Raw genomic sequence first — 21,252 nt, 5'->3', positions numbered from 1 at the left:
GGTAACGGCTTTCTCTTTATTGGGTAGCGAGGTCTTCGCTGGCTTTAAAATAAAAGCGAACCGATGACCTTCTGGCGTGATAACGCGTTGAACCCGACAGCTTTTCTAAGTGCATTCACCAAGCTTCAGATATAAAAAAAGGCAGACCAGTAAGTAACTGATCTGCCTTTAAAAATATTGGTAGCGGGGACCGGATTTGAACCGATGACCTTCGGGTTATGAGCCCGACGAGCTACCAGACTGCTCCACCCCGCATCAACGTGAGGCGTATTCTACAGAAGTTTTATGTGAAGTCAATAGGGGGAGTTAACACATTCGGCTTATAGCGGTTGCGCGCATCCTGCTGCAACATGGAGAAAGTCCAGCTATGCTTTAAGTAGCTATAACAAAAAGCTTACGTTGGTGCATTGTTCGAGCAATGCACTAGGGTAATAAAGGCGCAGTCGCGCTTATTCACAATGGCTTGTGGCGCAACGTACGTGTTTTTAGGCTCAAGTCATTTGTCATTTCAGGGAGGTAGTCAATGGCCAATCAAGCCCCCGTCGCCTGGGTAACTGGTGGAACTGGTGGTATCGGTACGGCAATTTGTCGTTCGTTAGCAGATGCGGGATATCTGGTCGTTGCGGGTTATCACAACCCCAACAAGGCCAAAACCTGGCTAGAAACTCAGCACGCTGACGGCTATAAAAATATCGAGTTGTCGGGTGTCGATCTTGCTGACCACAACGCCTGCCTGGAAGGTGCTCGCGAAATCCACGACAAGTATGGCTCCATTAGTGTGCTGGTGAACTGTGCAGGGATTACCCGTGATGGCACCTTGAAGAAAATGTCTTACGAGCAGTGGTACGAAGTGCTCGACACCAACCTCAACAGCGTTTTTAACACCTGTCGTAGTGTTATTGAGATGATGCTTGAGAGTGGCTATGGCCGGATTATCAATATTTCATCCATCAATGGCCGTAAAGGCCAGTTTGGTCAGGTCAACTACGCGGCGGCGAAAGCCGGTATGCACGGTTTGACCATGTCGCTGGCACAGGAAACAGCGACCAAAGGGATTACCGTCAATACCGTATCGCCTGGCTATATCGCCACCGATATGATTATGAATATTCCAGAAAAAGTGCGCGAAGCAATCCGGGAAACAATCCCAGTGAAGCGCTATGGCACGCCAGAGGAGATTGGCCGGCTGGTCACCTTCTTAGCCGATAAGGAGTCAGGATTTATCACCGGTGCGAATATTGATATCAACGGTGGTCAGTTCATGGGCTAGTGGTTAGCCCAAGAGGAGCGCGCGAACGGGAGGCTATAAGCCTCCCGTTTTCATGCTAACGTTAAGGCAGCGGGACTCGCGCTAGACGGCTAAGCAGGTTATCCATCTCTTCTACTTCAGCCTCCCATAGCGTGGCTGGCATTGGCCCTAGCGCCAATAGCGCGACCAAGATGTCGATCACTTCTTGATCACGGCTGCGCTCCTGATTGAAGCCTTCATTCAAACGCTCTACCTGAATCGCCAGACGCAGCGGTTCATCGCTTTGCCGCACGCTACCCACGGCCAGCATCGAGAGGTGTACTCTTAGCCTAGCGAGGGAGTCGGCTATGCAAGCGTGATCAGCGTCTGATAGCGGTACCGCTACACTATGGCGCTGTTGATTGCGTGCGCTATGCGCCTCATCAAAGGCGGTAGGCAGCGAGCTGCTGAGAACCGTTTGCGCGTCCACATCGCTAGGGGTTCCCTCGCTGATATAGCGCTGGTCGGCAGTTAAGTGAGCGTTCACTAATGGCATGAGCGCTTGCCACTGCTGAACCGTATCGGCAACCGCCAGGCGGTTTAAGCGTTCGCGACGCGCCCGTACAATCCCGCTCATCCTCCGCTGCATTCCTTCGCTGCGCCGATTGCGTGGCAGCGGCTCAAGCTGGCTGGCCCGTTCGATAAAGCGATCCAGTGTGGCCGCCTCGCTGGCCTCAATAGGCTGCCAGCTATCCATTTCGTCGATCAGGGTTTGCATTTCATCCAGCTGCTGTTGCTGGCGCGCCGCCTGCTCATTTTTATGTGCGTCGCGCTGGGCAAAGAGTTGATCACACTCGTGGCGAAAGGATTTCCACAGCGTTTGCTCTTCGCCTTTGGGTGCCCGGCCTAGTGCTCGCCACTGCTGCTGCAGCTGTTTGGTCAAGTGGATGCGCTGGGCAAGAGGTTGGCTTTCGTCGCTGCGCAGCGCGCTCACCTGACTGATCAGTTCCCGTTTTTGCGCGGCAATAGTGTCAGCGCGCTGATCAATCAGCGCCTGCAACTGATGGCGAATGGTGCCAAAGCGACGCCCAACCGCCTCGGAGCGTTCACGGGGAACGGGGCTGTAGTGCCGCCATTGATGGCGTGCTTTGTCACGGATTTGCCGCAGTACATCGGGGTCGGCGTCTTCTGCGGGCTGGGCGAGCAGGCTTTCAAGCTGATCGCACAGCGCTTCGCGGGCTTGAAGGTTAGTCTCACGCTCTTCGCTGAGCTGATTACGCCAAGGGGCGAGACGCTCGTGGATGCGATCCGAGGTGCTGCGAAAACGAACAGACTGTTCTCGGTTGGCAGCCGCATCTCCCAGTGATTTCCACTCTTTGACCAATTGGCGATGATGGCGGTCAAGCGCCTCTTCCGCCATGTGGAGATCGTTCGCCAGCGCTTCGATACTGGCACATAGCTGCTCACGCTTGGGCCCGGCGACAAACCCCCGCCAGTCGCGTAATTCCGCAAGCCGGGCGGCTAAGTGCTTTAAGCGCGCTTTAAGCGGTTGAGCGGCTGGGCTTTCCAGCGCTTCGATGCGTGGTTTTAGCCGCTGATGCAGGCGGCTGGCGCTTTTAAAGGCGCCGCGCTCTAACAAGTGCTCAAAGGTGTCGAGTTCCGCGCCATGGGCCTCCAGTGTGGCGTTATCTTCTGTAGGCTGCGAGGGCGCGGTGTTGTCAGCGTTGAGGCCCGCTTGGGCGCGGCCGAGCAGTGCGGGAGGCGTTAAGGCATCCGGCCATTGGCATTCGCTAATCAGCGTGGCCAGGGTAGCGTGGTCGCCACTGGCCAGAGCGGTTTCGATAGAGGCGCTTACCGCGCACCAGCGCTGCCATGCCTCTAAGCACTGGTCGTAATGCTGTATCGCCAACGTGTAGCGCTGGCGCAGGGTCTCGCTGGGCGGGTGCATATCGGAAAGCGCCTGCCAGCGTTGGCCGAGCAGTTGGCGCTGGGCGCGCAGGCTGTCGATATCCTGCACGGTCATGGCAGAGGCGTGGCGCAGGCCGTCGAGGGTATCTTCGATGCCTTCAAGCAACTGCTCGCGAGTGTTTTCGGCTTCCTTGCGGCGCTCGTCGCTCTGCTGACGAGCCTGTTCTTGGGTTTCATGGTCGTGTAGCGTTTTGCGGCAATTGAGCAGGGCTTGGTGAAAGCGCTGCTCCTGCTCCACGCTTGGCGGCTGAGTCAACTGCTCCCACTGCCGTTCAAGGTGGCGAAAGCGTCCGCCGTAAAGCGGTTCCCAGGGCGCACGGGCGTGCTGCTCCAGCTGTTTCAGGAGCGTTTCGCGTTGCTGCTCTTCAGCTTCCAACCACTGGGCGTCGCTGCGCAAGCGGTTGAGGCGTTCCCGCGCCAGGCGAACCACCTGGCGGTCGCGGCGCGCCTCTTTTAATAAACGCTTAAGCCCCTCTTCGTCCTCAATGCGTTCGGCGGCCTGGTGGCGAACGGCAGCTACGCCGTTATGGCAGGCTTGATGAATCAGATCATTCTCATCACTCAGCTTGCTCAGTGCGACCAAACGCAGATTAAGGTTGTCGCCCTGTAGGGCTACCGCGCTCAGCGCCCGCGGCTCTTCCAATTGCTCGACCAATGCCTCGCGCTGGTGCAGGTCGGTATGGCCTTCACGTCCGCTGAGCCGTTGGCAAACGGCATTGAACCAGGCTTCATCCTGTTGATGATGTGGGTAAGAGTCGACCAGGCCTACGCAGTCATCCAGGGCCAACAGAGCGGCAAGGCGAATCTGACTATCGCTATCTTGAGTGAGCGACCGCAGCGCTTGGCGCTGTTCTGCTTGCTCGGGGTTCAGTCGCTGGAGGGCCTGACGGCGCACCTCGGGGTCAGGGTGCTGCCACCGAGGTGCGAACAGGCGTCTTAACAGTCCGTGCATGGATCATCCTGCTAGTATGAAATGCGTAGCGTGAAAAAAACCGCTCGGTGGTTGCAGTCACCGGCGCTGTCGCTTAGCTTGGCCTTACTATGGTGTTATAAGCGTCTATTTTCTAGGCCACACTGCTTCTAGACCACAGTGTTTTTAGACTACAGTGTTTCTAGACGACGAAATGCGTGATAGTACGCTACCTTTATCTTATCTAAACATGACGGGGAGTTCGGCCATGAGCCTTAACGTGGATAGTGCCGTAGTGGCCTTTACCTTCAAAGGCGGCATGCTGCCGATGACCGTCATGGAGCTAAGTAGTGCTGAACCGGAGCAAATCCGGCAGCAGTTGGCTGGCAAATTCTCCCAGTCTCCCGCTTTCTTTCAGCATACACCGGTTGTGCTCAGCGTGGAAAAACTCGATGAACCCCACTTAGCTCTTGAGCGCATTTGTGCCGTGTGTCGTGACCATAAACTATTGCCGGTGGCTGTGCGCGGTGGTACCGAGCCGGTACGTCAATCAGCATGGGCGTTGGGCTTGGGGTGGTTTCCACCGGTGGCAGAGGGCCGTGCCCGGGTGCTTGAAAGTGTGAGTAACTCGCCGGTGCAAGAAGTCTCCCGCGAGCAGACGGTAAGCGAGGCGGAAGCGCCATCGCTTACCACGCGGCTTTATCGCGGTACCGTTCGTTCGGGGCAGCAAGTAAGTGCCTCTGATGGAGATTTAGTGGTGATCGGGGCGGTGAATGCTGGTGCAGAAGTGCTGGCAGCTGGCAGTATTCATATTTATGGCGCGCTGCGTGGCCGTGCGCTGGCGGGTATTCATGGTAATACCCAAGCGGGTATTTATTGCCGTGAATTGGAAGCGGAACTGCTTTCAGTGGCAGGCAATTACAAACGTTCGGAAGATATCGACGCACAGCTTTTGGGGCGACCCGCAGAGGTTCACTTTACAAAAGAACAGCTTGAAATTAAGCCACTGAGCTAAGGTATTTGTATGAGGCTACGTTGGTGCTTCATGGCTAGCGACGCCGAAGATGCTATCCGTTACAGTATGGCATGTTGATGACATTGACGTTCCCGTTATGCGCAGAGCGCCTACTAACTCGCGCTCGCGACGAACGACTTCAAGAAGGAAGTGACTTTTGGCCAAGATAATTGTAGTGACCTCTGGTAAAGGAGGGGTCGGTAAAACCACCAGTGCGGCAGCAATCTCCACAGGACTTGCGCTACGCGGTAAAAAAACCGTTGTAATCGATTTTGATGTGGGCCTGCGTAACCTCGACCTGATCATGGGCTGTGAACGACGTGTGGTGTATGACTTAGTCAACGTGATTCAAGGTGAGGCGGGGCTTAACCAAGCACTGATTCGCGATAAGCGTGTCGAGAATTTGTTTATTTTGCCAGCTTCCCAGACCCGCGATAAAGATGCCCTAACCCAAGAGGGCGTCGCAGAGATTCTGGAAAAGTTGAAAGAAGATTTCGATTTCATTCTTTGCGATTCACCCGCCGGTATTGAGCGCGGGGCGCAGTTGGCCATGTACTTTGCCGACGAGGCGATCGTGGTCACCAACCCTGAAGTATCGTCAGTGCGCGACTCCGACCGTATTTTGGGGCTGCTGGCCTCGAAAACCCGGCGTGCAGAGCAGGGCGATGATCCTATCAAAGAACACCTGTTGGTTACCCGCTATAACCCCGAGCGAGTTACCTCTGGTGATATGCTGACGTTGGACGATATACGCGAAATTTTGGCGATTAACTTGCTGGGCTTGATTCCTGAGTCGGAAGCCGTGCTACGTGCATCGAACCAGGGTGTGCCGGTAACCCACGATATCTCCAGCGATGCGGGCCAAGCCTACAGCGATACAGTATCGCGCTTGCTCGGTGAGGACATGCCGTTGCGTTTTCACGAACTGCAGCGTAAAGGCCTGCTTAGCCGTATGTTTGGGGGGGCGCGCCGATGAAATTACTGGAGTTCTTGAAGCGTGAGCGCAGGAAATCTGCCTCGGTAGCCAAAGAACGTTTGCAGATCATTGTGGCACACCAGCGTAGCCAGCGCGGCCAGCCTGACTATATGCCGATGCTTGAGCGCGAACTGCTTGAGGTGATTCGTCGTTACGTACACGTGGATGACGACGCCATTCAAATTTCCTTGGACAGCGAAGACAACTGCTCTGTGCTAGAGCTTAACGTTACGCTTCCCAAGAGCTGAGCCTCTCGCCTAAGTTCAAGAACTGCAGACGGGGCGAAAGGGGCGGCGGGTGTGCTAGGCTTGGGCTTTTCATTGCCGAGCGGAGTGTTTATTCATGGCGCCACCCAATGCTGCCCCTGTCAGTTTCCTCTGGCATGACTATGAAACCTTTGGGGCGGACCCGCGCCGCGATCGGCCCGCTCAGTTCGCAGCTCTGCGCACCGATGCTGACCTGAACGAGATTGGCGAGCCGATCGAGCTCTACTGCAAACCCGCCGATGATTACCTGCCTCATCCTGCCGCCTGTTTGATCACCGGCATTACCCCGCAAAAAGCCCAACGACATGGTCTTCCCGAAGCAGAGTTCGCGGGCGAGATTCAGCGTCATATGAGTGAGCCAGGCACCTGCGTGGTGGGTTATAACAGCCTGCGCTTTGATGACGAAGTCTCCCGTCACCTGTTTTACCGCAATTTGCTCGACCCTTATTCCCGCGAGTGGCAAAACGGCAATTCGCGCTGGGATTTGATCGATATTGTGCGCGCCTTTTATGCGCTGCGTCCTGATGGTATTGAGTGGCCGCTGCGCGAAGACGGCGCGCCCAGCTTCAAGCTTGAGCACTTAACCGCAGCGAACGGTATTGCCCATGAGGGCGCCCACGATGCGGTAGCCGATGTGCGGGCTACGATCGCGCTGGCCCGCTTGCTCAAGGCGCGCAATGCGAAGCTGTTCGACTATCTACTCGGGCTGCGCGGTAAGCGCGCGGTGGCTAAGCAGCTCGACTTACCCAACGCCAAACCGCTGCTGCATATCTCCCGCCGTTACCCCGCCAGCCGGGGCTGTAGTGCGTTAGTTATGCCGCTGGCTGAGCATCCGACAAACCCCAACGGGGTTATCGTTTATGATTTAAGCGTTGATCCCAGCGATATGCTGGGCATGTCGGCGGAGCAAATTCGCGAGCGTGTGTTTGTCAGCCAGCAGGATTTAACCGAAGGCGAAGCGCGTATTCCGCTGAAGGTGATCCATATCAACCGTTGCCCGGTGGTGTTTCCCGCCAGTGCTTTGAAAGATGTTGAGGGCCCCCAGCAGGGTGAGTATGGCACTATCGTTGCGCGCTTAGGATTGGATGTGGCGGCCTGTCGGCAGCACTGGAAAACCCTGCGCGATGCCAACGGTGTCGCCGCTAAGGTCGCAGAGGTGTTTAGTGCAGGTTACGACGATGCGCCGCAAGACCCGGATTTAATGCTCTACTCGGGCAGTTTTTTCTCCGCCGCCGACCGTCAGCAGATGGAGCGGGTTCGAGAGATGGAGCCGTGGGATTTGGTAGGGCAGCGCTTCGCGTTTCAGGATCCGCGCTTGGAAGAGATGCTGTTTCGCTTTCGTGCGCGCAGTTACCCCGACACGTTGGAAGGCGAAGAGCGCGAGCAGTGGGAAGCGTTTCGCTGGATGCGCATCAATGATCCGGCCTTGGCGGGCTTTACGCTTAAGGCGTTTGCGCGGGAAATTGCCCAGTACAATCAGCAAACACTCACTGATCGTGAGCGCCAGATTCTCGAAGAGCTGGTGATGTTCGTGGAAGCCATGATGCCGGCTCAGGCATTCGACGCCTGAGCCGGTACCCGTTTAGATCACTCCTGCAGGGAGTTCCCTTTACGCACTTTCATCACGCACTTTGGGCACGGGCGAGCGCGCTTTACGATAATCGCTTACATCACTGGGTTCGTCGCCAGGATTAAAGCGTATGTCCAGGGTGTGCTCGCGCAGCGATGGCCACAACGCCTTAATATCCTCAAGGCTAACGTCCAGCACTAACTCGGCCAGTTGGTCGCGGCGATCAAAGTGCACTTTCTCCAGCGCTGTTGCCTGCCAGTAGCGGTTGGCCATGCCCGCAAGGCTGGTGTCTCGCTGGCGCAACTGGTCGTGAACCGCTTGGCGATAGGGCGCTAAGTCATCGTCGTTAAGTTGTTCAAGACGCTGGTTAGCCTCGTCAAGAAACGCATCCATCCGCTCGGCAATGGTGCCGCTGTCTACGTCGGGGGATTGCACCATGAGTGCAATCCCTGGCGCTTCGAGCAGCGGCGAATAGCCCGCGTTAACGATGTAGCCGAGCTGCTGTTCGGTGCGCAGCTGCTGGTAAAACGGCGTTTCCAGCCACTGGGCGATCACGGCGGTGGTGGCTTGCTCCTCTGGCGTCTGGTCGCGGCCTTGCAGATAGCGCAGTACCAATGACTCATCCCGAGAGCTGTGAGGATGCAGCACGCTGTGCTCTTCACTAGCAGCAAGCGGGGTTAGGTTGGCAATATCGTCGCGAGTCAGCCTCGGCTGGAGCTTGGCACGCATCAGCTGTGTCTGTTGTCGCGCCTGCTCGGCGTTGAGGTTCCCCACCGCCATAGCATCGACGTACATGTCATCTAGAAAGCGTTGGCGAAAATCTTCCAGGTGCCCGCGGTCAAAGCGCTCGCTGGCGGCGAGAAGCTCAGCGGTAGACCACTGTGGTGTGAGGAGGGCTTCGCCTAATGTGCGGCTGGCTTGACCGTAGAGAGAGGCCTGGGGCGCGTTGCGCCACTCGCGCTGCAACTGATAACGCACCCGCTCGAAAGCACTGCCGGAGATCTCTGCGTGCGCTAATTGTTCAAGCGCTTGTTCAATCAGCGGGGTTTGACCATCACGCCAGCCTGAGAAAGACAGCGTCATGCCCCTGGCGTGGGGGTAGGCGCTAAACGATTGCCCTGCCAGCCACGCTGGGTAGAGAGACTCATTCAAGCTGTCGTTGAGCCAACTGGCGAGCAACCGAGTGAGCACTGCTTCCTGGGCGGAGTAGCTGGCAGTGGGATTCTGTAGGCTGACACGCCACTCAACGCTTGGGGTCGTAAAGCGTTCATCTTGCATGTGCCAAGCGGTAAACGATGGCGTATCGACCAGCAGGCTGGGGTGCTCATCTTGGCCTTCCAGCAGCGTCAGGTCGCTGGCGATAAAGGGGTTGGGCTCGGGGAGAGCCAAACCGCTCAGAGCCTGGCCCGGCTGTTCGGGCACTTGCTCTTCCCATTGGGTATTGAACCACGGTGAGGCGGTGTCGCTTTCGATATCCGGCGCTGAATAGAAGCGCAGCATGTTATCCGGCGTTAACGCGTCAAGATAAGCCTGCTGGCGCGCTGCATCGGGGCCATCCATACGATAGGCCGCATACTGCACGTCTTCTACCGGGTAGCGCGATAGGTTCATAGAAAGGCGAGTGGCTTCCTGCTGCGGGGCGCCATGCTGCTGGAAGCGGAAGGCCTGCTCATTGAGTTTTGCCTGCTCGTCATAGCGCCATTCGGCGAGGTCGTCGTTGCGCAGTTGCTCAATGGCGGCAAACAGGGTCGCTTCAATATCATCCAAACGCTCGGCGCCAGCGGGCGTTAGGCTTATGGAAATAGTGAATAGCGCTTCGTTGCCATCGCCGCGCCCCACTCCGGCGGAAAGCCCGTCGGCCAGTCCGGCATCGCGCAGCACCGCTAACAGGCTGCCATCACCCTCGTCACCGAGCAGGTGGGCGATAAGCTGTGTTGGCTTGCTACGGTAGTCATCGGTGGGGTCGGGCACCGGAAAGTAGAAGCGTAATTGACGACGATCCTGCAGCGATTGGCGTTCGATATAGCGGGGTAGAGTGCCACCCTCCACTAACGGTACATCAATGGTGGGCACGCTTAGGTCGTTGTCAGGAATGTCGGCAAAGCGTTCGGCTACCCACTCTTCCAGCGTATCGAGCGGCTGTGGCGCTACAATGGCCAAGTTCATCACATTGGCGTCGTAATGCTGGTGATAAAAATCGATGACCCGCTCGCGAAGCGTTGCTTCGCCTTCCGGCGGGCTGGCTAATGTATCCCGGCTACCCACGGCAAAGCCGGTGGTGGGATTGTCAAGATTGAGCAGCTGGTTGAGCACATCGTTTTCGCGCCGAGATTCATCACGAATACGCGCCATATACTCCGAGTGAACGATATTGCGCTCGCTCTCCAGGTGATCCGCATTGAACAACGGCGAGAGGAAGAACTCGCTGAAACGGTCAAGCGCACCCGGCAGTGCCGATGGCTCAATATCGAAAAAGTAATTGGTATCCTGCTGCGCCGTGAAGGCATTGTGAGAGCCAGCGTTATTGGAAATATAGCGCTGGTAGGCATCTGGCTCGGGGTAGGGTTCGGTTCCTAAAAACAGCATATGCTCGAGAAAGTGAGCTAACCCCTGAAGGTCATCGGGATCTTGGGCGCTGCCTACCCGCACATTCATCGACGCCGCTGCCTTATCAGCTTCCGGGTCACTGACCAGCAACACATTGAGGCCATTTTCAAGCGTCAAAACGCGGTAGTCGCGGCTGTCATAAGGACTAATGATCGGGGTGACAGTCTCAGCGATGGCATCGGCAACGGCGTCATCGGTGGCCGCAAAGGCCAGCGGCGTTAACGCGATGCTGGCGATAACGCCAATCAGCACGCACTGGGGAAAAACACGCCAGCGGGTTAAACACGAGGATCGCAACATTACAGCTCCTATGACACAGCCCAGCGCAGCATCGACCCGGTGGGGTGGGCACAGGCCGATGACTGGTAGGCGGGATTATTGACATGTTTAGATACCGGAAAAGCGCCCAACAGTTCCAACGGAGCGGGCGCTAACAGCGAATTAAGCGTTTCGGCATCGGTATCTGGATTGAGCCAGGCGGATAGTGCATGGCTGGGTATAGTGACCGGCAGGCGGTCGGTTAACGGCGATAACAGCAGATTGGCGGGCACGGTGATCAGGGCAGCAGAATCGGTGAACGCCGTTAACGTGGTGTGGTAGCGGCACCATAGTGCGCCTAACAGCAGCGGCGCTCGAGATACTTGTGTCACTAAATAGGGCTGCTTGCTGCGCGGCTGGGTTTTCCATACATAGAAACCGCTCACCGGAATAACACAGCGGCGCGCGCTAAAGGCATCGCGAAACATCGCACGTGATTCAAGGGTTTCCGCCCGAGCGCAGTGGGGGGCGTGATCCAGTACCTCTAGCCAGGGCGGTGTCAGGCCCCAGAAAAGCGATGAGAGCCGGTACTGCCCCTGCTCTAAGCGAATCGCTGAGATTGGCCGTCGAGGCGCTAGGTTGGGCGATTCCACCAGCGGTTCAGGAGTGGCTAGCGTCGGCAATAAGCGGGTCAGCGGTAAATTTTGCACATGCAGTCGCCCCGTCATAGCTATCTCCTTAAGCAGAATCGTCGTGGAAGTGTACCTGGATGGCGGGGGACTCGTGTAATAAAGCACGAAATGTAGCGTTTTAGTGTCGAAAACAGTGTTCGATGTAAGGTATCCTATCGTATCCCTTGCTCCCGCTAAAGCGCAGTGAGGCTTCCTCCTTGTTTGCCGTTGACCTTAAGAGATCGCCATGGCCCGTCCTAGACAGCATGCGCCCGATGCCCTTCACGCGCAGGTCATGCACGCTTGTGATGAGTGGTTGGCTGAGCAGCCAGTCCATGGGCTCTCACTGCGTGCCCTGGCCAGAGAGGTCGGCTGCGCTCCCAGCACCCTACTGAAGCTATATGGCAGCTTCAATAACTTATTGCAGCACGTCAATGTGGAAACTTTGGCGCGCTTACAGCACACCATTACCAGCCTGAGCGACGATGACCCCGAGCCCTGGCTGCGCGCTCTGGCGCTTGCCTACTGGCGGTTCGCCGAGCAGGATTGTTACCGCTGGCATCTGCTATTTGATTACCCGCTGGCCCAAGAGGGTGAGCTTGATCAGCGCCAAAGCGATTTAATCGAAGCGCTGTTTACCCAAGTGGAAGCGTCGCTTAAATCCTACCAGCCGGCGCTGGGTGATCTTGAAGCACGCCGTTTGGGGCGCACGCTGTGGGGGAGCGTTCACGGGCTAGTCCAGCTTGGGCTGAATGAGCGTTTGGGCTACTGGCAGGGCCAGCAGTTGAAAGTGGATGAACTGCTGGATCAGCTGATGAGCACCATTCTGGCCGGCTTGCGCCATCGCGAGGCGGCGACGTGACTGGAGTCACTGCGGCGCGCCAGGTGCTGCGCTGGATAATTTTTATCTCAATGCGCCTCTGCTACCGGCTGCAGGTGCATGGGCGTGAGCATATCCCCAAGCAGGGAGCCGCGCTGGTGGTGTGTAACCACGTCAGTTTTATGGATGCCTTGGTGCTCGGTGGTGCTAGCCCCCGGCCGTTGCGTTTTGTCATGGACCAGCCGATTTTTGACTCGCCCTGGCTTAAGTGGTGGTTTCAACTGGTTGGCGCCATCCCCATTGAGTCTGAACGACGCAGCCCCGGCGCCCTTAGGCGCGCCCTGGATGACGTGAGCGCAGCGCTGCGCCAGGGGCAGGTTGTGATGGTCTTTCCTGAAGGACGATTGACCCCTGATGGCGAGATTCACGCCTTTCGGCGCGGCTTAGAGGCTATTCTCGCTCGCGACGATGTGCCGGTGATTCCGGCAGGGCTGGCAGGCTTGTGGGGATCGTGGACATCCAACCATGATGGCAAGGCGCTAAAGAAGTGCCCTAAGCGCTTTCGAGCGCCGGTGAGCCTGCACTTTGGACCACCGCTCAACCGCCTGGACGCCGATGATATAGCGCTGCGGCGGTTTCTCGAAGCGCGGGTTAGAGCACTAAAGGCGGCGGCAGATCAGGATATTTCCAACCGTCATTAACTCGCTTATCACTGACTAGCGGCGTGGCGCCCGCAGTTTTTGCCAGCAGCGTGCCGAGGTGATGAGATTATCGCGAATCTCCAAAATCTCCATGCGCATATTGCCGATCTGTAGGCACGCTGGGCCTTCGGGGAAGGCTTCAAGATGCTCAAGAATTAGCCCGTTGAGCGTTTTGGGGCCATCGGTAGGCAACTGCCAGCCGAGCATCTTGTTAATCTCACGAATATTGGCGGTGCCTTCAATCACATGGCTGCCGTCGTCCTGCTGGTGAATCTCTTCATCCTCAGAGACATCGGTGGTGAATTCGCCCACGATCTCTTCCAGAATATCTTCCAGTGTGACTAAGCCTTCTACGTCGCCGTACTCATCCACCACAATGCCGATACGCCGCTTCTGCTTCTGAAAGTTGAGCAGTTGGGTATGTAGCGGCGTGGACTCGGGAATGAAGTAGGGTTCGCGAGCCTCCTGCACAATCGATGCTTTGGTGACTTCGTCGCGGGAGAGAAAGCGTGCCGCGTTGCGCAAATGCAGCATGCCGATAATATTATTGATATCGCCTTTGTAAACCGGTAGCCGGGTATGCTGGCTGGTGCGAATCTGGGTCAAAATATCTTCGAGCGAATCATCCAGGTCGATACCCAGCACCTCGTGGCGTGGCACCATAATGTCGTTCACGGTGACGTTCTCAAGGTCAAGTATCGACAGCAGCATCGCCCGGTGACGATAGGGGATCAGTGTGCCGGCCTCGTGAACCACCGTGCGCAGCTCGTCGCGGGTCAGGCTATCGCCGCCGTTATCAACGCTTTTCACGCCAATCAGCCGGAGTAGGCCGTTAGACACCACGTTGACCAGCCATACCAGCGGATAAAGCAGCTTCAATAACGGCTCTAACGCATAAGAAGTAGGGTAGGCAATCCGTTCAGGTTTGATGGCGGCGTAGGTCTTCGGCGTTACTTCGGCAAAAATCAGAATCGTGATGGTCAGTAGGGCGGTAGAGATCGCAGGCCCAGATACGTCGCCGAAGAAGTGAATGGCGATAATGGTGGCAATTGAGGCCGCCAGGTTGTTGACGAAGTTGTTGCCGATCAGGATAACGCCGATCAGGCGATCAGGTCGGGTGAGCAGGCGCATCACCCGTTTGGCTCTGCGATCACCGCTGTTGGCCTGATGGCTCAAACGGTAGCGGTTAATCGACATCATGCCGGTTTCAGAACTGGAGAAAAACGCAGAAAGCACTATCAGTAAGGCTAGCAGGCCGAACAGTAACCCCAGGGGGAAGTCGTCGCTCAAGTCGAAAAGTCCTTTGTGGCGAATTAGGCTCGATTTGTAGAAGGTAGCGAGTGGTGTGTCAAGACAACCAAAGGCGTGGTTGCGCCCCTTTAGCGGTTGAGTAGCTATCGATTGAGTACAATCTCAAGTACGAACTTACTGCCAAAGTAGGCCAGCACCAGCAGGCCGCAGCCGCCCAGTGTCCAGCGTACGGCACGCATGCCGCGCCAGCCAAAGCGGTAACGGCCGATCAAAAGCGTTGTGAAGATTATCCAGGCAAGCAGTGACAGCACGGTTTTATGCGCCAAATGCTGGGCAAAGAAGTGGTCCAGAAAAATAAGCCCGCTGGCGATGGAGAGCGTCAATAGAATAATGCCCGCCCACACCAATTCAAAAAGCACCCGTTCCATCGTGGTCAGCGGTGGTAACGACTGCACAATGCCGCGAATATGGTGGTGGCGCAGCGCCTGGTTTTGTAGACCGACCAGCACGGCTTGAGCGGCGGCAATCGCCAGTACGGCAAACGCCAACGCTGAGCTCACCGCATGCAATAAAATGCCTGCAGTCAGGCCGGTATGGCCGCCTTGGTTTGGCAGCCAAGTGGCGGCGATTAGTGCAATGCCCGCCAGTGGAAACAGCGCAATCCCGGCGTTAAGCACCGGTTTAAAGAGGCTGGCTACCAGTACTACGTTAACCGCGACCGCCATCAGTAGCGTGGCACTGGTGGTAAAGCCGGGGAGCAGGCCGGGGGATTGGCCAACTAATTTAATCACCACAGGAATGTGCAGCAGTAAGCCTAACACGGCGAGTAGGCGTACCATGCCTTGGCGGGACGGCACACGCCGGAACAGCGTCATGCCCTGCCAAATGGCAGCGGCAACATAAAGAACAAAAGCAATCGTGGCGAAAGGGAGCGCCTGCATGATGCTATCCGTGCGCCTTGCAGCGCGTTGCTGTGAATAAAGAAACGAATTGAGCGTGATTACGACGAAAATCTATCTAACTACTATAACTAATCCAAGCGGCGTCGCCCAGCAGGGCAAGCGTACGAAAATAGCCAGGGGTGCTGAATGCACCCCATGGAGACTCAAGGCGTGAGCGCGTATAATCGGTTCACTATCAGTCCAGGGCGTGCGCGCCAACGGCAGTGACGGAGGCAGAGAGGCCCCATGTTCCAGAATCTAAGTGAGCGTCTTTCCCAGACGTTAAAGTCGATCAAGGGTCAGGCTCGCCTGACCGACGACAATATTAAAGATACCCTGCGTGAAGTACGCCGCGCACTGCTTGAGGCCGATGTAGCGCTGCCGGTCATCAAGGAATTTATTGAACGCGTGCGCGAGCGGGCGGTGGGTCAGGAAGTATCCAAAAGCCTGTCGCCAGGTCAGCAGTTCGTCAAAATCGTCCAGCAGGAGCTGGAAGCGATTATGGGCGAAGCCAACGACGGCTTTGTGCTTAAGGGCTCTCCCGCCGTTGTATTGATGGCCGGTCTACAGGGGGCGGGTAAAACCACCTCTGTGGCCAAACTGGCCCGCTACCTGCGCGAGCGTGAGAAGAAGAAAGTACTGGTAGTGTCGGCCGACGTCTACCGTCCGGCGGCCATTGACCAGCTTGAAACCCTGGCCAAAGAGGTTGAGGTGGATTTCTTCCCCTCGCGCTCTGACCAGCAGCCGGTAGCGATTGCCGAAGCGGCTATCAAGCACGCCAAAATCCAGTTTCACGATGTGGTGCTGATCGATACCGCCGGTCGACTGGCGATTGATGAAGCCATGATGGCGGAGATCCAGGCACTGCATAAAGCGGTCTCGCCTCAAGAAACGCTGTTTGTTGTCGACGCGATGACCGGTCAGGATGCCGCCAATACCGCTAAGGCGTTCAGCGAAGCGCTACCGCTAACCGGTGTGATCCTGACCAAAGCCGACGGTGATGCCCGCGGCGGTGCGGCGCTTTCAGTACGTCACATTACCGGCAAGCCGATCAAGTTTATGGGTGTCGGTGAAAAGGTCGACGCCCTAGAACCCTTCCACCCAGACCGTGTCGCTTCACGCATCTTGGGGATGGGCGACATGCTGTCGCTGATCGAGGAAGCCGAACGCACCGTCGATAAGTCCAAAGCCGAGAAGTTGGCCAAAAAGGTCAAAAAGGGTGACGGATTCGACCTGGAAGATTTTCGCGACCAGCTCCAGCAGCTCAAGAAAATGGGCGGTATGGGCGGTCTGATGGGCAAGTTGCCGGGTATGGGACAGATGGCCGAGATGGCCCAAGGCCCCGGCCCCGAGAAAGAACTGGGCAAGCTGGAAGCATTGATCAACTCCATGACGCCCAAGGAGCGCCGCAAGCCCGATATTATCAACGGCTCGCGTAAACGCCGCATTGCTTCGGGTGCTGGTCTGCAAGTGCCTGACCTTAATCGCCTGCTCAAGCAGCATAAGCAGATGCAGAAAATGATGAAGAAGGCGGGCCAGAAAGGCGGTATGCAGAAAATGATGCGCGGCATGTCAGGCATGATGGGCGGCGGTGGACCGGGTGGACCGGGTGGGCCAGGCGGAATGGGTGGCCCTGGTGGCATGGGCGGTATGGGTGGCCCAGGCGGATTGCCCCGGCGCTAAGGCACCAATAATAAAGCGCAGTGCGCTTGGTGAGGTTGACGGCCTATCAGTTTTCTGGCTGTCAGGCTTTCCAAGCCGAGCGCATTTGCGTAGAATGCGGCCTCTTCATGCGTGGGTGTTGCGTAAAAGCGCGTTAATCGCGGTGGCAGCGCCTATTCAGTGAAGGCCTTTATAAGCATGTAGCACGACGAGTGTTCCGATAGCGGTAAGCGCTATAAACACACTCTCGTAACCTCAACCGAAGGATAGTTATCGTATGGTTACCATTCGTTTGGCCCGTGGTGGCGCCAAGAAGCGTCCCTTTTACCACCTGACCGTTACCGACTCGCGTAACGCTCGCGACGGTCGTTTCATCGAGCGTATCGGCTTCTTCAACCCGGTTGCCCGTGGTCAGGAAGAGCGTCTGCGCGTTGACCTAGACCGCGTTGTTCACTGGCAGAGCCAAGGCGCCCAGCTGTCTGGTCGTGTTGCTGAGCTGGTAAAAGAAGCACGCAAACAGGCCTAAGCCTGCTTTTGAGTCTTGTTGTCTAAGACTTGTTGTGTGAAAAAGAAAGTGAGTGCTGGGTAGCTGAGGTCGTCGATGACGCGTTTTGAAATAAGCCAAACTGACGACACGCATGTGGTGCTAGGCAAGCTGACTAGCCCTTATGGGGTGAAAGGTTGGCTCAAGGTGTACTCCTACACTAGCCCAATGGACAGCATTCTTGAGTACCCGGAATGGTGGGTGCGCCAAGGTGAAACCCTTAAGCGTATTAGCATTGTTCAGGGACGTCGGCAGGGCAAAGGACTAGTGGTGCAGCTTGAAGGGGTCGATGACCGTAGTGCGGCTGAAGCATTAGCCCAAACGGACATTTTGATGCCCAAAGGGGCGCTGCCTGCGCTTTCCGACGATGAGTATTATTGGCATGAGCTTGAAGGCATGGCGGTCTTCACTCAGGCCGGCGAACGGTTAGGACGGGTAAGCTACTTGTTTGAAACCGGCGCCAACGATGTCATGGTAGTTCGTGGCGATTCTGAGTCAATCGACAAGCGCGAGCGACTGCTGCCATTTTTGCCAGACGACGTCATTATCGAAATCAGTTCCCAAGAGGGCCGCATGGTCGTCGACTGGGATCCTGAGTTTTGACCAAACTTATGAACAGTTTGAGTAATGATGCATCTACCGACTCATCAGAGACGGAGAGTGGCAACGCGTCGGAAACGGAGAGCGAAGCAGCAGCGCCTGCAATGTGGATTGGAGTAGTCTCGTTGTTTCCCGAAATGTTCGACGCGCTAACGCAACAAGGCGTGATCGGCAGAGCGGTAGAGAAACAGCGTATCGCGCTGGAATTTTGGAATCCGCGGGATTACGCCACTGACCGCCACCGCAGCGTCGATGACCGCCCCTATGGCGGTGGTCCAGGTATGTTGATGAAAGTCGACACCCTGCGCGCAGCGATCTTTGCAGCTCGGGAACGGGCGCTGAAAGCCACCGGCTTAGTGCCGACGGTGATCTACCTCTCGCCCCAGGGGCGTAAGCTGGATCAGCAGGGCGTTCAAGCACTGGCTTCCGCCGGGCCTTTAGTGGTCGTGGCAGGACGCTATGAAGGCATTGATGAACGCGTGGTGGAGAGTGATATCGATGAAGAGTGGTCGATTGGCGACTATGTGTTGAGCGGCGGTGAGCTGCCAGCAATGGTGCTGATTGATGCAGCGGCAAGGCTGATTCCCGGCGTGCTGGGCCATCAGGACTCCGCTGTCGAAGACTCGTTTAATGACGGTCTGTTAGACTGCCCGCACTATACCCGTCCAGAAGTCATTGACGGGCGCCAAGTGCCAGAAGTGCTGTTAAGCGGTAATCATGCAGCCATCAAGCGCTGGCGGTTAAAGCAGTCGCTAGGTCGTACATGGCAACGTCGTCCGGACTTATTGGAAGGGCGACCGTTAGACGCTGAACAGCACAAGCTGTTGAACGAGTTTATCGAGGAACACGCTCTGTCCACTAAGTAGCTGGTTTTCAACTAGATGGTGCAACTACTTAGGCCAGAGCGGCGGTGCAGGGCGAAAAAGCGCACCTGTGTCACCCATAACGACTCCCGCGTAGCTCGTTTCGAGCGCCGGGATCACGGCTTCCGCCACCCATGATTGAGCGGTCAAGCCAACACGTTATTCAGGAGTATGATGATGAGCAGCAAAAGCAAAGTGATCCAGGCGATCGAATCTGAGCAAATGGGTAAGGAAATTCCTGCCTTTGCCCCCGGCGATACCATTGTCGTTCAGGTAAAAGTAAAAGAAGGTACTCGCGAGCGTCTGCAGGCGTTTGAAGGTGTGGTCATCGGTAAGCGTAACCGTGGCCTGAACTCCGCTTTTACCGTGCGTAAAATTTCTCACGGTGTTGGCGTAGAGCGTACATTCCAGACCTACAGCCCGCTGGTTGACTCGATTGAAGTCAAGCGTCGCGGTGACGTGCGTCAAGCCAAGCTTTACTACCTGCGCGAGCGCAGTGGTCGTTCTGCACGTATCAAGGAAAAGCTGGCGTAAACGCCACTGTTTCTCGGGCGTACTCTGTTCTCGGACAGGCGTCGCGCCCAGATACCAAGACCCCGTCACCGCTTTGCGGGGCGGGGTTTTTTTATCTAAATGCATGTTTATGCCGCTTTAAAAAACGGCCGGAGACTGCTGACGTATGAGCGTTATCGATGCTTTTTTGGATGCCCTCTGGCTTGAGCAGGGCGCCAGCGATCATACGTTAGCTGCCTATCGGCGTGATTTAACCGCCTGGCAAAGTCACCTGGAGAGCCACGGTGAAGCCCTCTTGGCGCCTCCGCCGGAGCGTCTTAGTGAGTGGCTGACAAGCCGTCGCGAGGAAGGCTATCAACTGCGCAGCAATGCCCGACTGCTGTCGACGCTGCGCAGCTTCTACCGCTGGGGACGTTTAAACCAACAAGTGGAAAGCGACCCGCTCACCGACATCAAGCTGCCGCGGGTCATACCCGGCTTGCCTAATACGTTGGAAGAGGATGAGGTAGAGCGGCTGCTATTAGCGCCAGATACCGATACACCGCTGGGCGTCCGTGACCGTGCCATGCTGGAGCTGCTTTACGCCTGCGGTTTGCGGGTATCTGAGCTGGTGGGGCTAACCGGCGATGCGGTCAACCTGCGCCAAAACGTGGTGCGGGTGCGCGGGAAAGGCGATAAGGACCGTCTGGTACCCATGGGCGAAGAGGCGGCAGATTGGCTGGCCCACTATATGCAGACCGCTCGGCTGGCGCTGATGAGCGACCCAACACGCCCTGCGCTGTTTCCCGGGCGGGGCGACAAAGCCATGACCCGGCAAACGTTTTGGCACCGGATAAAGGTGCATGCAATAACGGCAGGGATTACCCGCCCACTGTCGCCACATACGCTTCGCCATGCATTTGCCACCCATTTATTGAATCATGGGGCCAATTTGCGGGTCGTACAGCTGCTGCTAGGTCATAGTGATCTGTCGACGACCCAAATTTATACCCATGTCGCCCAGGCGCGCTTGGAAAGCCTACATGCAGAACATCACCCACGAGGTTAAATTGAAGATGCGTCAACGCCGTTTTGTAACCCACCCTTTACTAACACCTTTCTCGATGCTGGCGTGTTTGTTCACCGCCAGCCTGTTGTCTGCCGCTGCCCAGGCTGACGACGTGGCAGATCGACTGGCTGACTCACTTAGCGTTAATGGCCAGTCGATGCCCGTGGAAGCGGTCACCGAAACACCGATGGATGGCGTTTATCACGTACGGTTGGAGAGCGGCGAATCGTTTTACACCAATGCAGACGGCAGCCACTTCCTGGTCGGCGACCTGTATGAAAATGCGCCCGATGGGTTAGTCAATTTGACCGAGCAAGAGCACAACCAAGAGCGTGCTGATGCGCTGGCGGCAGTGCCTGACAGTGAGCTAGTGATCTTCCGCGGTGCCGATGAGCCGAAAGCAATAGTGACAGTGTTTACCGATCCTAGCTGTCCTTACTGCGCTCGTTTGCACGACACCATCCCGGAATTGAACGAACGCGGTATTGCCGTTCACTATTTGGCGTTTCCTCGCGCAGGTATGGGAAGCCAAGCCGCTACAACGCTGCAGCAGGTGTGGTGCTCGGATAACCGCAGCGAAGCGATGACCCAAGCCAAGGAAGGCCAGACTATTTCCAGCACTGCGAACTGCGACAATCCCGTAGCAGGGCAGTATGATCTGGGCAAAGCATTGGGCGTACAGGGCACCCCTGCGATTATTTTGCCCAATGGGCAGCTAGTGCCGGGATTTGTGCCACCCGAGCGGCTCTCCGCCATGTTAGGCTTGGATGAAGAATAACGTCACATTGAAAGATAATACAAAACGCTGAGACACGGTCTTTAAGATCGAATTCATAACCG

19 protein-coding genes and 1 tRNA gene are annotated in these 21,252 nt (G+C 56.6%); 14 read left to right on the top strand and 6 right to left on the bottom strand.

Annotated elements, in window-relative coordinates:
• Positions 1-178: 178 nt before the first annotated feature.
• A tRNA-Met gene (locus tag KUC_RS03825) sits at positions 179-255 on the bottom strand.
• A 268-nt stretch (positions 256-523) separates the two neighbouring features.
• On the opposite strand from KUC_RS03825, the gene phbB reads away from it, so the two are divergent.
• On the top strand, positions 524-1,270 hold the full coding sequence (gene phbB / locus KUC_RS03820; RefSeq protein WP_007111780.1) for an acetoacetyl-CoA reductase: 747 nt from the start codon (positions 524-526) through the stop codon (positions 1,268-1,270).
• Positions 1,271-1,331: 61 nt separating this feature from the next.
• On the opposite strand, the gene KUC_RS03815 is transcribed toward phbB, so the two are convergent.
• Positions 1,332-4,148 (bottom strand): DUF349 domain-containing protein, encoded by a 2,817-nt coding sequence (locus KUC_RS03815; protein WP_040479447.1) that lies wholly within the window; start codon positions 4,146-4,148, stop codon positions 1,332-1,334.
• A gap of 226 nt (positions 4,149-4,374) precedes the next feature.
• Here KUC_RS03815 and minC point away from each other — a divergent pair, with 226 nt between their 5' ends.
• From minC to sbcB, 4 genes are all read left to right on the top strand, one after another.
• Positions 4,375-5,121, top strand: a complete 747-nt coding sequence (gene minC / locus KUC_RS03810) for a septum site-determining protein MinC (protein WP_040479445.1) — start codon at positions 4,375-4,377, stop codon at positions 5,119-5,121.
• A gap of 157 nt (positions 5,122-5,278) precedes the next feature.
• Positions 5,279-6,097, top strand: a complete 819-nt coding sequence (minD, locus tag KUC_RS03805; protein ID WP_040479443.1) for a septum site-determining protein MinD — start codon at positions 5,279-5,281, stop codon at positions 6,095-6,097.
• Entirely contained in the window at positions 6,094-6,345 is a 252-nt protein-coding gene (minE, locus tag KUC_RS03800) for a cell division topological specificity factor MinE (RefSeq protein ID WP_007111776.1), read from the top strand. Before minD ends, minE begins: the two co-directional genes overlap by 4 nt.
• Before the next feature lie 94 nt (positions 6,346-6,439).
• Positions 6,440-7,933: an exodeoxyribonuclease I gene (sbcB, locus tag KUC_RS03795; RefSeq protein WP_007111775.1), complete on the top strand. Its 1,494-nt coding sequence runs from the start codon at positions 6,440-6,442 to the stop codon at positions 7,931-7,933.
• Positions 7,934-7,972: 39 nt separating this feature from the next.
• Here the strand turns inward: sbcB and KUC_RS03790 are convergent, their stop codons facing one another.
• Together KUC_RS03790 and KUC_RS03785 are read right to left on the bottom strand one after the other, a co-directional pair.
• Positions 7,973-10,840 (bottom strand): insulinase family protein, encoded by a 2,868-nt coding sequence (locus KUC_RS03790; protein ID WP_040479442.1) that lies wholly within the window; start codon positions 10,838-10,840, stop codon positions 7,973-7,975.
• 8 nt (positions 10,841-10,848) lie between these two features.
• Positions 10,849-11,526, bottom strand: a complete 678-nt coding sequence (locus tag KUC_RS03785) for an SOS response-associated peptidase (protein WP_007111773.1) — start codon at positions 11,524-11,526, stop codon at positions 10,849-10,851.
• Positions 11,527-11,716: 190 nt separating this feature from the next.
• On the opposite strand from KUC_RS03785, the gene KUC_RS03780 reads away from it, so the two are divergent.
• Positions 11,717-12,331, top strand: coding sequence for a TetR/AcrR family transcriptional regulator (locus KUC_RS03780; protein ID WP_040479440.1), 615 nt, complete (start codon positions 11,717-11,719; stop codon positions 12,329-12,331).
• Between the two features lie 50 nt (positions 12,332-12,381).
• Positions 12,382-12,990: a 1-acyl-sn-glycerol-3-phosphate acyltransferase gene (locus KUC_RS03775; RefSeq protein WP_371827731.1), complete on the top strand. Its 609-nt coding sequence runs from the start codon at positions 12,382-12,384 to the stop codon at positions 12,988-12,990.
• Between the two features lie 15 nt (positions 12,991-13,005).
• On the opposite strand, the gene KUC_RS03770 is transcribed toward KUC_RS03775, so the two are convergent.
• Both KUC_RS03770 and KUC_RS03765 read right to left on the bottom strand, forming a co-directional pair.
• Positions 13,006-14,280 (bottom strand): HlyC/CorC family transporter, encoded by a 1,275-nt coding sequence (locus KUC_RS03770; RefSeq protein WP_007111770.1) that lies wholly within the window; start codon positions 14,278-14,280, stop codon positions 13,006-13,008.
• Between the two features lie 104 nt (positions 14,281-14,384).
• On the bottom strand, positions 14,385-15,182 hold the full coding sequence (locus tag KUC_RS03765) for a cytochrome C assembly family protein (RefSeq protein WP_007111769.1): 798 nt from the start codon (positions 15,180-15,182) through the stop codon (positions 14,385-14,387).
• A 246-nt stretch (positions 15,183-15,428) separates the two neighbouring features.
• On the opposite strand from KUC_RS03765, the gene ffh reads away from it, so the two are divergent.
• The 7 genes from ffh to KUC_RS03730 all read left to right on the top strand — a co-directional run bounded on the left by ffh (position 15,429) and on the right by KUC_RS03730 (position 21,190).
• Positions 15,429-16,865: a signal recognition particle protein gene (ffh, locus tag KUC_RS03760; RefSeq protein ID WP_007111768.1), complete on the top strand. Its 1,437-nt coding sequence runs from the start codon at positions 15,429-15,431 to the stop codon at positions 16,863-16,865.
• 256 nt (positions 16,866-17,121) lie between these two features.
• On the top strand, positions 17,122-17,370 hold the full coding sequence (gene rpsP / locus KUC_RS03755; RefSeq protein ID WP_007111767.1) for a 30S ribosomal protein S16: 249 nt from the start codon (positions 17,122-17,124) through the stop codon (positions 17,368-17,370).
• A gap of 75 nt (positions 17,371-17,445) precedes the next feature.
• The gene (gene rimM / locus KUC_RS03750) at positions 17,446-17,991 is read left to right on the top strand and encodes a ribosome maturation factor RimM (protein ID WP_007111766.1); all 546 of its coding nucleotides are present in this window, start codon (positions 17,446-17,448) and stop codon (positions 17,989-17,991) included.
• A 101-nt stretch (positions 17,992-18,092) separates the two neighbouring features.
• Positions 18,093-18,854, top strand: a complete 762-nt coding sequence (gene trmD, locus KUC_RS03745; protein ID WP_040480233.1) for a tRNA (guanosine(37)-N1)-methyltransferase TrmD — start codon at positions 18,093-18,095, stop codon at positions 18,852-18,854.
• A gap of 174 nt (positions 18,855-19,028) precedes the next feature.
• On the top strand, positions 19,029-19,385 hold the full coding sequence (gene rplS, locus KUC_RS03740; protein WP_008958726.1) for a 50S ribosomal protein L19: 357 nt from the start codon (positions 19,029-19,031) through the stop codon (positions 19,383-19,385).
• A 145-nt stretch (positions 19,386-19,530) separates the two neighbouring features.
• Positions 19,531-20,412 carry a site-specific tyrosine recombinase XerD gene (gene xerD, locus KUC_RS03735; protein WP_007111763.1) on the top strand — a complete coding sequence of 294 codons (882 nt, stop codon included), beginning with the start codon at positions 19,531-19,533 and terminating at the stop codon, positions 20,410-20,412.
• Complete coding sequence (locus KUC_RS03730; RefSeq protein WP_040479438.1) at positions 20,387-21,190, top strand: DsbC family protein; 804 nt, start codon at positions 20,387-20,389, stop codon at positions 21,188-21,190. The genes xerD and KUC_RS03730 overlap by 26 nt, the downstream gene beginning before the upstream one ends.
• The last annotated feature ends 62 nt before the right edge of the window (positions 21,191-21,252 follow it).

This window comes from Vreelandella boliviensis LC1 (assembly GCF_000236035.1).
Classification (GTDB): domain Bacteria; phylum Pseudomonadota; class Gammaproteobacteria; order Pseudomonadales; family Halomonadaceae; genus Vreelandella; species Vreelandella boliviensis.
This window is presented reverse-complemented; position numbering and strand designations above follow the sequence as displayed.

Bases quoted from the DNA above. Each gene is read 5' to 3' on its own strand.
- phbB (WP_007111780.1), top strand. From the start codon at position 524: ATGGCCAATCAAGCCCCCGTCGCCTGGGTAACTGGTGGAACTGGTGGT.
- KUC_RS03815 (WP_040479447.1), bottom strand. From the start codon at position 4,148: ATGCACGGACTGTTAAGACGCCTGTTCGCACCTCGGTGGCAGCACCCT.
- minC (WP_040479445.1), top strand. From the start codon at position 4,375: ATGAGCCTTAACGTGGATAGTGCCGTAGTGGCCTTTACCTTCAAAGGC.
- minE (WP_007111776.1), top strand. From the start codon at position 6,094: ATGAAATTACTGGAGTTCTTGAAGCGTGAGCGCAGGAAATCTGCCTCG.
- sbcB (WP_007111775.1), top strand. From the start codon at position 6,440: ATGGCGCCACCCAATGCTGCCCCTGTCAGTTTCCTCTGGCATGACTAT.
- KUC_RS03790 (WP_040479442.1), bottom strand. From the start codon at position 10,840: ATGTTGCGATCCTCGTGTTTAACCCGCTGGCGTGTTTTTCCCCAGTGC.
- KUC_RS03785 (WP_007111773.1), bottom strand. From the start codon at position 11,526: ATGACGGGGCGACTGCATGTGCAAAATTTACCGCTGACCCGCTTATTG.
- KUC_RS03780 (WP_040479440.1), top strand. From the start codon at position 11,717: ATGGCCCGTCCTAGACAGCATGCGCCCGATGCCCTTCACGCGCAGGTC.
- KUC_RS03775 (WP_371827731.1), top strand. From the start codon at position 12,382: ATGCGCCTCTGCTACCGGCTGCAGGTGCATGGGCGTGAGCATATCCCC.
- KUC_RS03765 (WP_007111769.1), bottom strand. From the start codon at position 15,182: ATGCAGGCGCTCCCTTTCGCCACGATTGCTTTTGTTCTTTATGTTGCC.
- ffh (WP_007111768.1), top strand. From the start codon at position 15,429: ATGTTCCAGAATCTAAGTGAGCGTCTTTCCCAGACGTTAAAGTCGATC.
- rpsP (WP_007111767.1), top strand. From the start codon at position 17,122: ATGGTTACCATTCGTTTGGCCCGTGGTGGCGCCAAGAAGCGTCCCTTT.
- rimM (WP_007111766.1), top strand. From the start codon at position 17,446: ATGACGCGTTTTGAAATAAGCCAAACTGACGACACGCATGTGGTGCTA.
- trmD (WP_040480233.1), top strand. From the start codon at position 18,093: ATGTGGATTGGAGTAGTCTCGTTGTTTCCCGAAATGTTCGACGCGCTA.
- rplS (WP_008958726.1), top strand. From the start codon at position 19,029: ATGAGCAGCAAAAGCAAAGTGATCCAGGCGATCGAATCTGAGCAAATG.
- xerD (WP_007111763.1), top strand. From the start codon at position 19,531: ATGAGCGTTATCGATGCTTTTTTGGATGCCCTCTGGCTTGAGCAGGGC.
- KUC_RS03730 (WP_040479438.1), top strand. From the start codon at position 20,387: ATGCAGAACATCACCCACGAGGTTAAATTGAAGATGCGTCAACGCCGT.